Source organism: Acinetobacter sp. AOR14_HL (assembly GCF_027855175.1).
Lineage (GTDB): Bacteria > Pseudomonadota > Gammaproteobacteria > Pseudomonadales > Moraxellaceae > Acinetobacter > Acinetobacter calcoaceticus.
The window spans coordinates 67590-81171 of the sequence record NZ_JAKTII010000019.1 but is presented as its reverse complement, the minus strand read 5'-3'; the positions used below and the strand labels follow the sequence as shown (position 1 = coordinate 81171).

The window sequence follows — 13582 nt, the reverse complement described above, 5'->3', positions numbered from 1 at the left end:
ATAATCTGACCCCATAAAGTTGGACAGCTAATTAAGCAGTTTTTAAAAACTGATTTCTATATTGTACAGGGGATAAACCTTGTAACTTCACCTTGATTCTCTCATGATTATAATAATGAATGTACTCTTGTATGGTTTTCTCTAATTCATCAATTGATTGAAATTTTTCACCATGAAAGCACTCCGATTTTAATATTCCGAAGAAGCTTTCTATTACAGCATTATCCAAACAATTTCCCTTACGAGACATACTTTGAATTAAACCCTGTTGTTTTAATTGCTGTTGGTAATGAGCCATTTGATATTGCCATCCTTGATCGGAATGGAGAATTGGTTTTTCATGTCGTTTAAGTTTAGCCAAAGCATGAATGAGCATATCTTTTACTAACTCATAATTGAGTTTGCGTTGGATTCGGAATGTAATAATTTCCCCATTAAATAAATCTATAATCGGGGATAGGTAAAGTTTTTCACCGTTCACATTAAATTCCGTTACATCAGTTGCCCATTTCTGATTTGGTCGATTTGCTTTAAATTGCCGTTGTAAAACGTTATCAGCCACTATCCCGACACAACCACTTTTATATGAGCGATATTTTAGTGCTCTGATACGTGATTTAAGTCCCATAGTTTTCATGAGTCGATATACACATTTATGGTTAATCATTATTCCTGTACTTTTCAGAGCAAGAGTAATTCTACGATAGCCATAGCATCCCTTATGCTTATGGTATATGGACTTAATCTGCTGTTTTAACTCAGTATATTTATCATTAGAGCGTATAGCTTTCATGTGGTAGAAATAAGTACTACGGGCTATCTTGGCAATACTGAGTAAGAGCTTTAATGGATAAATTTGCCTTAATTCTGAAATAATTTGAACACTGTCTGCAGTACAAATTGAATTTAAGTACGTTGCTTCAGTTTTAAGGCTTTTAGCTTTTTTAAAAAAGCGACCTCTGCGCGTAAAGCTGTAAGCTCATCAATGAGCTCTTGCTGAGACTTGTCTTTATCATCTCTTGTTGGTTTCACTGTTTTAGTTTTATCTTGCTTAGTCATATTGGTATAAGTCCGTTTAGTATTAAACCCAGCAATCCCTTCTTTATGATACAGAGCTAGCCATCTTCTTAAAATTGACGTCCCGCTCAGATTTAACCGTCTTCTTACTTCTCTTACGGGTATCTTATCAAGAAGCATTTGTATTGCATTGATTTTAAATTCTGAAGAATAATAAGTTTTTTGAATTTTAATATTAAGCCCATCAGTACCATGTGCCTTATAGTTTTCAATCCATAACCGAATGGTTTGGAGATCTACATTAAACTCTTTGGAAAGAATTTTATAGCCTTTACTACCATCTAAATAAGCCTGAATTACTTTGAGTTTTAACTCTTTTGAATGCTTTGGAACTGGCATAGGTCACACCTTATAAGTTTAAAAAGTCTAACTTATGGGGTGCAGTTCAGGACGGGAGAGGGACACCCTCGGGTGTGCTGGTTAAATCTTTCACCAGTCTGCTAACCCTCTTTCGTTCTGCCACCATAATTCTTGATTAATGCTTTGGCAGAACTCCCCATATAAAGGAGTTGGCTATGCATTCTATTTTTATACCTCCAGACTAGTCTATAGCGCGGTTTGATGACCTTTGGGTTTTCAAGCATTAGCTCGTCACGACCAAAAAATCATATCAACAATAAAACTTGAGATGCGCTGAGGCAGTCTTTAGAGGGCCTTTGCATGCCTTTTTTTGCTTAAAACAAGAGCCTAGGCAGTTTTATCTCATTGAGACACAACAAGAACTTATTTTTATAACGGTAAAACTATGCAACATTTAGATCTTCCATTTCGTGCTTTAAGCGTGCTTCATTCTGCAAGATACCTTTTTAATAAGTATGGTTTTCACAAAGTCGGGGTGGACCGAATTATTGAAGCAGCAAAACTCCCCAAAGCTACTTTTTATAATTACTTTCACTCAAAAGAAAGACTCATTGAAATGAGCTTAACTTTCCAAAAGGATCGTTTAAAAGAAGAGGTGCTTTCAATCATTTATGTTCAGAAAGGCTTAACCGTAATTGAAAAACTCCGTAAAATCTACTTCTTACATGCAGATTTAGAAAGCCTTTATCATCTGCTATTTAAAGCTATTTTTGAAATTGAAAAGCTTTACCCAAAGGCTTATCAAATAGTGGTTGAGTACAGAAACTGGCTCATTAGCGAGATTTATAGACTGCTTTTAACAAAGAACTCAGAGGCCTCAAAAGAAGATGCACACATGTTTTTATTTGTGGTGGACGGGGCTATGGTTCAGCTTTTAGGTGAAAACAGTGTGGATGATAGAGATGCATTATTGGAGTATTTCTTACGGAATATCATGGTGGATTAATAATATATAAATGTGCATAGTTATAATTAGTAAAGGTTTAGTTATTCTTAATAAAACTCTTATTTTAACGCCTTAAATTGATATAAATTATAAAATTAAAATAAAGAAAATGAGAGTGGCTCCTGTATTTAAAATAGCAGGGGCTTTGCTTTTATAGGGGTATGACAATAATTTAGATAGATTTTATCAGTAGAGCTGTAATTCATGCTCTACTCATTTTTTTAATGATATTTTAATTCTTCTACAAAACACCTAAAACTATTAAATTGATATATTAAGCGGCGGAGCACGCTTGAGTTTCTTCAAAATTAATAAGCTTTGTTATATAAGACCATGTTTGTTCAGAATTAATTTTTGATTTATTTATTGTGCCATCAATAATGATGCCATCAATAATATTAAGGAAAAGACTGGTAAGCGTATGGGCATCTTTGATTTCTAATTCTACACATGTTGAGAAAACTAATTTGTAAATCCATTCTCGATATTTATTAACCTGATCTTTAATAGACGGGTACAATTGTAGAACTTCAATGGTGGCTTTTTTAAATAAGCAACCATTGAAATCATCTGCATTAATCCAGTCGATATACCAGTTGAAAATGGTTTTAAGTCTAATTAAAGGATTGTTAATATTATTAATTTTTTCTGATATTGAAGATTGAATTTCTAAATTTCTTTCATGAAGGCACTCTTCAATTAAGTTTTCTTTAGAAGAAAAGTACTTATAAAAAGTCATTTTTGCCACATTGGACTCAGCAATAATCTTATCAACACCAACAGATGTATAGCTTTTCTGGTTAAAAAGGGATGTTGCTGTTGTTATAATATTTTCTCTTTTTGTCATCGTGTTCACCGTCGCGAATATTTTTGATTAACTTTGCTATTGTAAGTGTTAAAGCTTAAATAAAACTTATTTTATAATATTTAAAAAACTATATTTATTCAATAGTTTGGTTAATCTTAAAAAATAATATTTTATATATTTGGTTGGCAATAATTTACTTTTTTAAATATTATTAATTAATCCATTGATTTGTTGAGTTAATAGACATAATATCAGGTTGTTAAGGATGGGTATATGGATTTTATTTTAGCAATTGAATGCAAATTGAAATAAGGGAATACCCCACTTAACTATAAGAAAAAACTTTTTATTGAGAATGATTATGTCAAAAAAATTTGAAGATTTTAATAATCCACGAGAAAAAGCATTGCAGGGGATGAGAAATAGTATTCCTGCAAAACAATGGGATGAAAATTTAAATTTTCTCAAACAGTTAAGAAATAAAATTGCAGAATTACCAGTTTGTAAACATCCTGCAATTGAAATGTTAAATCACGGTTATCTAGATAAGGATACTTTAACTCATATTCATTTAGAATATCGTCATGCAATTGTACAGATTTTTACTGATGCTTTATTACAAGCGCAGTTCCAAACAAAACAACTGGAACCAAAACTCCATTCTGGAGCTAAAATGTTTCCACGTGTATTATTAAGTTTAAATGTACTTGATGAATTCGGTTTTAGACCGGGATTAGGTAAAGATGATTATTATTTGGGGAATCCTGAATATGCTCATTATCCATTGTATGAAGATTTACTTAATGATTATGGTCTAACGGAAGATGATCGCCGTAATTATAAACCTTCACAAGCCGCAGATCAGGTCCGTTCATTCTTAGAATCTTCTTATGATAGTTATATCAATGTAGTTGCATTGTTAGCAGTTGCCGAAGAAGAGGTTATTCTTTTTAGCCCTCCATTACGTCAAGCGACCAAATTTGTGAATATCGATGTTGAAGGTGGTGGATATTACCATGTACATGGTGTATCTACCGATGAAACATCTGAGGCTGCTGATGATGACCATCAGGATGACCTCTGGTTTACCTTAGCGCAAGCAATTACAAAAGATGATTATGAAGGCTTAACCAAGCTATGTATTGATTATTGTGCTTTATGGAATGAGTTCTGGAATGTACAAATTGCCGATGTGCAATTTATTGAAGAAAAGAAACTGGCATAAGATATTCTGCTAAGTCCTAAGAAAGCCCATCCGCAATTGGATGGGCTTTTTTGATTGTAAAATCTCTAATGAGCGAAGTTGTATTCTCAAAAAATGTTCAAAAATCTTATGAGTGACTGATGGCATATCAACAATCATTAAACAGTTCTATAAATCTGCTACAATTACGCCAATTTTTATTTTGATCGACTTTAGATCTTTGGCACTGCAATCTCCGCAGTAGGTGTATTTCATGAGTTTTAAAGATGAGTTAGCGGCACAGGTTGCTCAACGCCGCACATTTGCCATCATTTCCCACCCCGATGCCGGTAAAACCACTATGACAGAGAAATTACTGTTATGGGGTAAAGCAATTCAGGTTGCAGGGATGGTAAAAAGCCGTAAATCTGACCGCGCAGCTACATCTGACTGGATGGAAATGGAAAAAGAGCGTGGAATTTCTATTACCACGTCTGTTATGCAGTTCCCATATAAAGGTCATACCATTAACTTACTCGATACACCGGGACATGAAGATTTCTCGGAAGATACGTATCGTACCTTAACCGCAGTTGACTCTGCGTTAATGGTGATTGATGGTGCAAAGGGTGTCGAAGAACGTACCATCAAATTGATGGAAGTGTGTCGTATGCGTGACACGCCTATCATTTCATTCGTAAACAAGATGGACCGTGAGATTCGTGAGCCACTTGAGTTACTTGATGAAATTGAAAATGTCCTCAATATCCGCTGTGTACCTATTACATGGCCATTAGGAATGGGCCGTGATTTTGCTGGTGTATACAACATTATTGAAAATAAATTGTATGTCTATAAAGCAGGTTTTGGTTCAACCATTACAGATATTGAAGTGCGTGATGGCTATGATCATGCTGATATTCGTGAAAAAGTAGGTGATTTGGCTTGGGCATCTTTTGAAGAGTCGCTTGAGCTCGTACAAATGGCGAATGAGCCATTAGACCGCGAATTATTTTTACAAGGTAAACAAACTCCGGTTCTATTTGGTACGGCATTAGGTAACTTTGGTGTTGACCATGTACTAGATGCTTTCATGGGCTGGGCACCTGAACCTAAAGCGCACCCTACACAAGAGCGTGTGGTTGACGCGAAAGAAGAAGGTTTTTCTGGTTTTGTATTTAAAATTCAAGCCAACATGGACCCGAAACACCGTGACCGTATTGCCTTCATGCGTATTTGCTCTGGTAAATATGAAAAAGGTTTAAAGATGAACCACGTGCGTCTTGGTAAAGATGTCCGCATTAGTGATGCTTTGACATTCCTTGCTGGTGAGCGTGAACATTTAGAAGAAGCATGGCCGGGCGATATTATTGGTTTACATAACCATGGCACGATTCAAATTGGTGATACTTTCACAAGTGGTGAAAATCTGCACTTCACAGGTATTCCTCACTTTGCGCCAGAGATGTTCCGTCGTGTGCGTTTAAGAGATCCATTAAAGTCAAAACAATTGCAAAAAGGTTTGAAAGAGTTGTCTGAAGAAGGGGCGACTCAGGTATTTATGCCACAAATCAGCAATGACTTGATTGTTGGGGCGGTAGGTGTGCTCCAGTTTGACGTGGTTGCTTATCGTTTGAAAGAAGAATATAAGGTTGACTGTGTTTATGAGCCTGTAAGCGTTAATACAGTTCGCTGGATTCACTGTGATGATGAAAAAATTCTGAATGAATTTAAGAAGAAAGCACATGACCAACTTTCTATCGATGGTGGTGGACATTTAACTTATCTTGCTCCAAGCCGAGTGAACTTGCAGATTATGCAAGAGCGTTGGCCTGATATTCAGTTCCGTAACACACGTGAACACTGATCATTTTAATGTGACAAACAGCTTCGAATAGAAGCTGTTTTGTTTTGAAAAATAAAAAAGGATGATGAAATGAACTTGAGTAAAAAGACAATTATTGCGCTGGTGGTTGCAGTCATAACATTAATTTCTGCTATTTCTATTTTTGTCTGGAAAAGCTCTCAGTCTTCATCATCTTCACAAACGAAACTATCGGGTACACAAACTCAAAATATTGAAAAAGCTGAAGTACTGCCATTTCTCAACTTGCAACAAGTAAAAGCCGATTATGCTTTGCCATTTTGTGAGAAGAAAAATTGTATTGATGTTGATATTCAAACGATAAAGACTCAAGACGCATGGTTAAATGAATGGATCGCCAAAAGTCAGGCTAAAGTGATTCAAGATCAAATTGATTTGAAAAAAGACTTAAGCTTGCAGCAGGCGATTAATGCTTATGTAAAAAAGTCTGATGAATGGCAAGATAAATATTCAAAGAATCGGGCTTATGAATTGCATCTTCATACACGTATTGCTTCGCAGCGTAATCAATATGTTTTATTGCAATTGGGGCTTGATACCAAGCAAGAAGAGCTCACGATTAAAGATCGTTATTACTTTTTTGTTGCCGATCGAAAATTGCATAAAAGTTTAAGTTTGTTAGATGTTTTAAAAAAAGATCAGCAAACAGCTATGCATCAAATGGTGCAGGTAGCCTATCAAGACTGGTTAAAAAAGCAGACTGTTGAGATAAAAAAAGAAGCACCAAAAACTTTATATTGGGGGCAAGCGGATTGGTTCTTTGATGGTGAAGGTATTGGACTGCATTATCAGGCAAACCAAATTACTAAAGAGGCACCACAGCTCGATATTTATTTATCTACAGAACAAACAAAAAAAATATTACAACCCGAGGTTTATGAACAAATGTTTTAAGATGGTAGCAGAATTTGCAACCTCTATTTATATGCGCTAATTTCTTAGAAAAGGCACTGCGTAATCTCCTTAGAATAAAAGGCAAAATATGATGTTATCTTCTAAAGTTTCACTGCGATTAACTTTGCTTGCTTCGGCTATATTTTTGGTGGCATGCCAACCTAAAGCCGATCCTAAGGATTCTCAAGAACAGCAGAAACCAGCAGTCGAAGAACAAAAGCCAGTAGAGCTGACTTTGAAGGGTGAAACAATTCCGAGTAAGGTTGCTTTACCTGATTGTGATGGTAAAACTTGTCCCGAATTTACAGTTGAGCGTTTACAGAGTAATTTTCCATTTATTGATAAAATTGTAGATCAGCAAATCTTAAAGGCTCTAGATCAAATTTTAGAGATTGCTGAGCCTGATACTAAAGTGAAGCAACCAGATCAAAAAACAGAAGCTTCAGCGGTTGCGGGTGCAGAGCAAAAAAATAGCTTTGATGCCCAAGTTCAACGTTATGCAAATTCATTTATTGGTTTGGACAATGAATTAAAAGCTTTAAGTAGTAGTCATCAAATTAATCTTTTAGTTAAACCTAAAATCTTGCAGGCTCAAGGTAAAGTGGTCATTGTTGTACTTAATAGCAGTAGCTATTTAGGTGGTGCTCATGGTTCTGCTGCACAGCATTACTATAATTTTGATTTAAAAGAACAAAAGCAGATCAAGCTTGAAGACTTGTTACGTCCACAGCAAAAGGCAGCGTTAGAGAAGTTGGCGCATGAAGCCTTTAAGACTTGGGTTACAGACTCTAAACTGGCTGATAATGCCGGTGATTATGAACAAGCTTGGCCATTTAAATTATCCGATAATTTCTTATTGGGTGAACAAGGTTTAATTCTTCAATATGGTGAATATGAAATTGGACCATATGTGGTGGGATTACCTCGATTAGTCATTCCGTATGATCAATTACAGGAAGTCTTGAAAAAAGAGTATTTGCCGCAGCCTAAAGCGCAACCAGCTTCAACACCTGTTGCAAAAAGTGGAAGCTAATGCGTCTGTTTGATACACATACGCATTTTGATGTTGCCGATTTTGATGAAGATCGGCAACAGTTAGCGCTTAATGCCAAAAAAGCTGGGGTTGATGCACTGGTTTTAATTGGTTTTGTGCAGTCACGTTTTGATGAGTTGCTACAAACCCATCATCAGTTAAAGAGCTGGGAAAATGTACCGACTTCATATCTAGCACCCGGTTTACACCCATTTTATATTGAGCAACATCAGCCAGAACATCTTTCTTATCTTGAGCAAATTTTGCAGAAAGAAGAATGCGTGGCAGTCGGTGAAATTGGTTTAGATACTTTCTTAAAAGAGCATAAGCACCCTGATATCTATGCGAAGCAAAACCAATATTTTGCCGATCAGTTAGAGCTTGCAACCCAATATCAAAAACCAGTACTTCTCCATATTAGAAAAGCCCATGGCGATGTACTCGCAATATTAAAAGCTCAGAAATTTAAACTGGGTGGAATTGCCCATGCTTTTAGTGGTGGCATAGAGGAAGCAAAGGGTCTTATTAAACTTGGGTTCAAAATTGGTGTGACAGGGCAAATTACTAATCCGAATGCAAAAAAACTCCATACGGTTGTGCAGGCTATAGGTGCAGAGCACTTGGTGATTGAAACGGATTGTCCCGATATGACCCCACTTTGTTGCCAAACCTCAACTGAAGAGCGTACCCGTAATACCCCAGTTAATTTGCCTTATGTTTTGCACAGTTTGGCAGAAAACCTAAACATATCAGCGTCAGATTTGGCCGTACAGCTTTGGGAAAACTCGCTCTCGGCGTTGAAATTATCGTAATAAAAATCAAAGATTAGAAATAGTAACTAAAACAAAACACAGCGATTAGAAAAGAAGCTTAAAGTAAGAAAACAACATGTAAAAACGTGAAAAATAACATTGCCAGACATGGGAGGATAACCCAATGGCTAAGTATAGCAATATCAATAGTTTTAATGCTTTACAGACGCTAACAGTAGGTTCCAGCAATTATCAGATTTTTAGCTTAGCCCAAGCAGAGAAAACGCTAGGGGATATTGCCAAACTACCGAAATCTTTAAAAGTATTATTGGAAAACTTATTACGGTTCGAAGACCAACTTAGCGTTAAAACTGAACACATCTATGCCTTAGCAGAATGGTTAAAAACCAAAGGTTCTGAACAGGAAATTCAATATCGACCTGCTCGAGTTTTAATGCAGGATTTTACAGGGGTACCCGCTGTAGTCGATTTGGCAGCAATGCGAGCAGCCATGGCTCAAGCTGGTGGAGACCCAGAGAAGATTAATCCGTTATCTCCAGTCGATTTGGTGATTGACCACTCGGTGATGGTTGACTATTTTGCCGATGATCAGGCTTTTGAAGAAAACGTACATATTGAAATGCAGCGTAATGGCGAACGATATCAATTTCTACGTTGGGGACAGTCTGCATTTAATAATTTTAGCGTAGTGCCGCCGGGTACGGGGATTTGCCATCAGGTCAATTTAGAATATTTGGCCCAAGCAGTGTGGTTGGGAGAAGATGAAGGCAAAACTTTTGCATTTCCTGACACCTTAGTGGGAACAGATTCGCATACGACCATGATTAATGGCTTGGGTGTTTTAGGCTGGGGCGTAGGCGGTATTGAGGCTGAAGCTGCAATGTTGGGCCAACCTATTTCTATGCTTATTCCTGAAGTCATCGGTTTTAAACTTACAGGAAAATTACCAGAAGGTATTACAGCAACAGACTTGGTACTCACTATTACTCAAATGCTTCGCCAAAAAGGTGTGGTGGGTAAATTTGTAGAGTTCTATGGAGATGGTTTGGCAGATTTGCCTCTTGCTGACCGTGCAACCATTGCCAATATGGCACCAGAATATGGTGCAACCTGTGGTTTCTTTCCAATAGATGAAGTGACTATAGGATATCTGAAACTGACAGGACGTCATGAAGACCGTATTGAGCTCGTTGAAGCCTATAGTAAAGCTCAAGGTTTATGGCGAAATGCTGGTGATGAACCTGTTTTTACAGATACTTTAAGTTTAGACATGACTACGGTGCAAGCAAGTTTGGCTGGACCAAAACGCCCGCAAGACCGAGTGCTGTTATCAGAAGTACCTAAAGCGTTTAATGCACTCATGGAGTTAACACTAAAACCAGCAAAAGAAGCAAAAGAACGTCTAGAAAATGAAGGTGGTGGTACTGCTGTAGAGGCAAAAAAAGCAAATATTCAACATGAAAATCCATCTTGTGTGATTGAAGGGCAGGAATACCCGTTAAATCATGGTGATGTTGTTATTTCTGCGATTACCTCTTGTACTAATACCTCTAACCCAAGCGTGATGTTAGCGGCGGGGTTACTTGCTAAAAAAGCTATTGAAAAAGGCTTACAACGAAAACCATGGGTGAAAAGCTCTCTTGCACCTGGTTCTAAGGTCGTGACTGATTATTTATTGGCTGCTGGGCTTACGCCGTATTTAGATGAGTTGGGTTATAACTTGGTGGGGTATGGCTGTACAACCTGTATTGGTAATTCAGGCCCATTACCCGAGCCAGTCGAAGATGCAATTCAATGTCATGATTTGAATGTTGCATCTGTACTTTCTGGTAACCGTAACTTTGAAGGACGGGTACATCCATTAGTTAAAACCAATTGGTTAGCTTCACCGCCTCTTGTAGTGGCTTATGGTTTGGTTGGGAATATTCGTACCGACCTGACAAGAGAGCCTCTTGGTGAGGGCAAAGATGGACAGCCCGTCTATTTAAAAGATATCTGGCCAAGTCAGGCAGAAATTGATGTTGTCTTGCAGAAAGTAAATACAGAGATGTTCCATAAAGAATATGCAGCGGTCTTTGATGGTGATGCGAGTTGGCAAGCGATTCAGATTCCAAAGAGCAAAACCTATGAATGGGCCGATGACTCGACGTATATCCGACATCCTCCTTTCTTTGAAGGAATTGGAGAGCCACCGAAACCAATTAAAAATATTGAACAGGCGCGTATTTTGGCTGTTTTAGGTGACTCAGTCACAACCGACCATATTTCACCAGCGGGGAATATCAAAAAAGATAGTCCCGCAGGTCGGTATCTGCAAGAGCAAGGGGTCGATCCAAAAGACTTTAACTCTTATGGTTCTCGACGTGGTAATCATGAAGTGATGATGCGAGGCACCTTTGCCAATATTCGTATTAAAAATGAAATGCTTGGTGGTGAAGAGGGTGGTAATACTATTTACATTCCAAGTGGTGAAAAGCTTGCCATATATGATGCAGCGATGCTTTATCAACAAGAAAACACACCTCTTGTGATTATTGCCGGTAAGGAATATGGAACAGGTTCTTCACGTGACTGGGCTGCAAAAGGAACAAATTTATTAGGTGTGAAAGCAGTGATTGCAGAGAGTTTTGAGCGTATCCATCGTTCAAACCTAGTCGGTATGGGAGTGTTGCCATTACAGTTTGTTGATGGGCAAACTCGTCAATCTCTTAATTTAACGGGTCATGAAGTGATATCAATCCGTGGTTTACTGGACGGAATTCAACCTCATCAAATTCTTGAAGTTGATGTAAAACGGCCCAATGGGGTAGCGAGTCATTTTAATGTGTTGTGCCGAATTGATACGTTAAATGAGGTCGAGTACTTTAAGGCTGGTGGTATTTTGCATTATGTACTTCGAAATTTGATTGCAGAATAATTGAAAAAGAAACCCTGTAAATTACAGGGTTTCTTTTTTTGAAACTTAACTGAACTTAAATAATTTCTTCCAGCTAAATGACGTAGTCAGCATCCAAACATCGAGTGAATTAAAATATAGTGAATCTAAATCAAAGAAATCCCCAGATGCTTTTCGGGAAAGCTTTAATAATTCTGAATTTTCATCTATCGAAAAAGTTTGATTCTCTAACAACTCTGGATTTTCGATAAGGATATATAACAAGAAATGATTCAGAATATAGGATGCTTGATCTACTTTTAGATTTATACATCCATCTGGTTTGCCAAATTGATGCATTCCACAAGAATAAAGTAAATTATCGTCGGAAATAATAGGAATAAAACCTTTAAACAGATCTAGGGTATTTTCAGCACTATAACTAAGCCAATCACTTTTAATATGTGTAAGTCCAGAAGTTTCAACTTTAATTGCTAAGCCACCTGCTTTGATGAGGGCTTGCCCTAACAATAGAGCTTGTTGTGCTAACTCGATTGATCCACCCTCACAAACAACATAAATAACCATATTATGTCGATCGATTTTTTCTAATTCACTTTCAGAAAAACGGCCCATACTCAATGACCTAAAAATCTGACTTACATTCGGATCATTTTCATACTCTTCAATTTCAGCATAATGCTCATTTGTTAAAGACTTAATAATTGAGCCTGCGTAAATATATCCTGTTTCATTAGTGAGGAGGGCATGTAATAGAGCTTGATGATTTTCCCAAACACCTGGGATACATAAGACAATTTTTTGATTAAGTTCTTGATTCATTATTAATAAATTTTAAGGGACTTTTGCTATTTATAATATCGTAAAAGATATCCTATGCCTAATTGATTCAGGTAAAATAGCCACCGTGTTTTATATCCCCCCAAAGAGTAACAATGACCGATCTCCAACAAGATGAATATGAACGTCGTTTTGCAGGTGTAGCCAAAGTTTATGGTGATTCATCGTTTCAACATTACGAGCAAAGTCATGTGATGGTGATTGGTATTGGTGGTGTTGGCAGTTGGGCTGTAGAGGCTTTGGCTCGTACAGGAATTGGTGAAATCACATTAGTGGATATGGATATTGTCGCGGCATCAAATGTAAACCGTCAGCTACCAGCGATGACCTCTACATTAGGCTGTGAAAAAGTTGAGATTATGGCGGAACGCTGCCGTCAAATTAACCCACGTATTAAAGTAAATATTATTGATGACTTCTTAACACCTGAGAATGTCACAGAGCTTTTAAATCCTGTACCCAATATTATCTTAGACTGTATTGATGACGTTAAAGCGAAGTTGGCTTTAATGCTGCATTGCCGTTTTAACAAAATTCCTTTGATTGTTTCTGGTGGAGCAGGCGGTAAGCTCGATCCGCTTAAAATTCGTGTGGCGGATTTATCAAAAACCGAACAAGACCCGATGTTGGCGAAGTTACGTAGCCAACTTCGTGCTCGTGGTATTTGTAAAAAACCAAAAGAGAAATTTGGAATTACCTGTATTTATTCGATTGATAACCCATTCTCAAGTGCAGATGTCTGCCCATCGGCAGGGTTACGCTGTGGTGGCTATGGCTCAGCGGTGGTTGTGACTTCGAGTTTTGCCATGATTGCTGTGGCTGAAGTTTTAAAGAAACTTGATTTAAAGAAAGCTTAGTTTAAATATTAAAAAGGCGTGCTCTTATGT

The 13582-nt window shown here is 37.3% G+C and carries 12 protein-coding genes; 8 read left to right on the top strand and 4 right to left on the bottom strand.

The genetic code is table 11. The annotated features are described in order from the left end of the window. Positions 1-31: 31 nt before the first annotated feature. Positions 32-901 (bottom strand): IS3 family transposase, encoded by an 870-nt coding sequence (locus tag MKL38_RS17595; RefSeq protein ID WP_270902571.1) that lies wholly within the window; start codon positions 899-901, stop codon positions 32-34. Between the two features lie 5 nt (positions 902-906). Beyond that, positions 907-1416 (bottom strand): helix-turn-helix domain-containing protein, encoded by a 510-nt coding sequence (locus tag MKL38_RS17590; RefSeq protein WP_270902241.1) that lies wholly within the window; start codon positions 1414-1416, stop codon positions 907-909. Positions 1417-1822: 406 nt separating this feature from the next. On the opposite strand from MKL38_RS17590, the gene MKL38_RS17585 reads away from it, so the two are divergent. Continuing rightward, positions 1823-2383, top strand: coding sequence for a TetR/AcrR family transcriptional regulator (locus MKL38_RS17585; RefSeq protein WP_270903930.1), 561 nt, complete (start codon positions 1823-1825; stop codon positions 2381-2383). A gap of 274 nt (positions 2384-2657) precedes the next feature. Here MKL38_RS17585 and MKL38_RS17580 read toward each other — a convergent pair whose 3' ends face one another. After that, positions 2658-3230 carry a TetR/AcrR family transcriptional regulator gene (locus MKL38_RS17580; protein ID WP_270903929.1) on the bottom strand — a complete coding sequence of 191 codons (573 nt, stop codon included), beginning with the start codon at positions 3228-3230 and terminating at the stop codon, positions 2658-2660. A 322-nt stretch (positions 3231-3552) separates the two neighbouring features. On the opposite strand from MKL38_RS17580, the gene MKL38_RS17575 reads away from it, so the two are divergent. The 6 genes from MKL38_RS17575 to acnA all read left to right on the top strand — a co-directional run bounded on the left by MKL38_RS17575 (position 3553) and on the right by acnA (position 11876). Next, positions 3553-4416 (top strand): hypothetical protein, encoded by an 864-nt coding sequence (locus MKL38_RS17575; protein WP_270903928.1) that lies wholly within the window; start codon positions 3553-3555, stop codon positions 4414-4416. Positions 4417-4648: 232 nt separating this feature from the next. Beyond that, positions 4649-6241, top strand: coding sequence for a peptide chain release factor 3 (locus MKL38_RS17570; protein ID WP_005044796.1), 1593 nt, complete (start codon positions 4649-4651; stop codon positions 6239-6241). 69 nt (positions 6242-6310) lie between these two features. After that, positions 6311-7153, top strand: a complete 843-nt coding sequence (locus MKL38_RS17565; protein ID WP_270903927.1) for a hypothetical protein — start codon at positions 6311-6313, stop codon at positions 7151-7153. Between the two features lie 91 nt (positions 7154-7244). Then, positions 7245-8186 carry an RsiV family protein gene (locus MKL38_RS17560; RefSeq protein WP_270903933.1) on the top strand — a complete coding sequence of 314 codons (942 nt, stop codon included), beginning with the start codon at positions 7245-7247 and terminating at the stop codon, positions 8184-8186. Beyond that, positions 8186-8998 carry a TatD family hydrolase gene (locus MKL38_RS17555; RefSeq protein WP_270903926.1) on the top strand — a complete coding sequence of 271 codons (813 nt, stop codon included), beginning with the start codon at positions 8186-8188 and terminating at the stop codon, positions 8996-8998. The genes MKL38_RS17560 and MKL38_RS17555 overlap by 1 nt, the downstream gene beginning before the upstream one ends. 124 nt (positions 8999-9122) lie before the next feature. Further along, a complete protein-coding gene (acnA, locus tag MKL38_RS17550) occupies positions 9123-11876 on the top strand; it encodes an aconitate hydratase AcnA (protein WP_270903925.1) in 2754 nt (917 codons plus the stop codon). A gap of 45 nt (positions 11877-11921) precedes the next feature. Here the strand turns inward: acnA and MKL38_RS17545 are convergent, their stop codons facing one another. Further along, on the bottom strand, positions 11922-12677 hold the full coding sequence (locus tag MKL38_RS17545; protein WP_270903924.1) for a hypothetical protein: 756 nt from the start codon (positions 12675-12677) through the stop codon (positions 11922-11924). Positions 12678-12790: 113 nt separating this feature from the next. Between MKL38_RS17545 and MKL38_RS17540 the strand changes: the two genes are divergently transcribed. Beyond that, the gene (locus MKL38_RS17540) at positions 12791-13552 is read left to right on the top strand and encodes a tRNA threonylcarbamoyladenosine dehydratase (RefSeq protein WP_270903923.1); all 762 of its coding nucleotides are present in this window, start codon (positions 12791-12793) and stop codon (positions 13550-13552) included. The last annotated feature ends 30 nt before the right edge of the window (positions 13553-13582 follow it).

What these genes read in the sequence shown, in the direction of transcription:
- MKL38_RS17570 (WP_005044796.1), top strand. Translation starts at nt 4,649, where the DNA reads ATGAGTTTTAAAGATGAGTTAGCGGCACAGGTTGCTCAACGCCGCACA.
- MKL38_RS17585 (WP_270903930.1), top strand. Translation starts at nt 1,823, where the DNA reads ATGCAACATTTAGATCTTCCATTTCGTGCTTTAAGCGTGCTTCATTCT.
- MKL38_RS17580 (WP_270903929.1), bottom strand. Translation starts at nt 3,230, where the DNA reads ATGACAAAAAGAGAAAATATTATAACAACAGCAACATCCCTTTTTAAC.
- MKL38_RS17540 (WP_270903923.1), top strand. Translation starts at nt 12,791, where the DNA reads ATGACCGATCTCCAACAAGATGAATATGAACGTCGTTTTGCAGGTGTA.
- MKL38_RS17575 (WP_270903928.1), top strand. Translation starts at nt 3,553, where the DNA reads ATGTCAAAAAAATTTGAAGATTTTAATAATCCACGAGAAAAAGCATTG.
- MKL38_RS17545 (WP_270903924.1), bottom strand. Translation starts at nt 12,677, where the DNA reads ATGAATCAAGAACTTAATCAAAAAATTGTCTTATGTATCCCAGGTGTT.
- MKL38_RS17565 (WP_270903927.1), top strand. Translation starts at nt 6,311, where the DNA reads ATGAACTTGAGTAAAAAGACAATTATTGCGCTGGTGGTTGCAGTCATA.
- MKL38_RS17555 (WP_270903926.1), top strand. Translation starts at nt 8,186, where the DNA reads ATGCGTCTGTTTGATACACATACGCATTTTGATGTTGCCGATTTTGAT.
- acnA (WP_270903925.1), top strand. Translation starts at nt 9,123, where the DNA reads ATGGCTAAGTATAGCAATATCAATAGTTTTAATGCTTTACAGACGCTA.
- MKL38_RS17560 (WP_270903933.1), top strand. Translation starts at nt 7,245, where the DNA reads ATGTTATCTTCTAAAGTTTCACTGCGATTAACTTTGCTTGCTTCGGCT.
- MKL38_RS17590 (WP_270902241.1), bottom strand. Translation starts at nt 1,416, where the DNA reads ATGCCAGTTCCAAAGCATTCAAAAGAGTTAAAACTCAAAGTAATTCAG.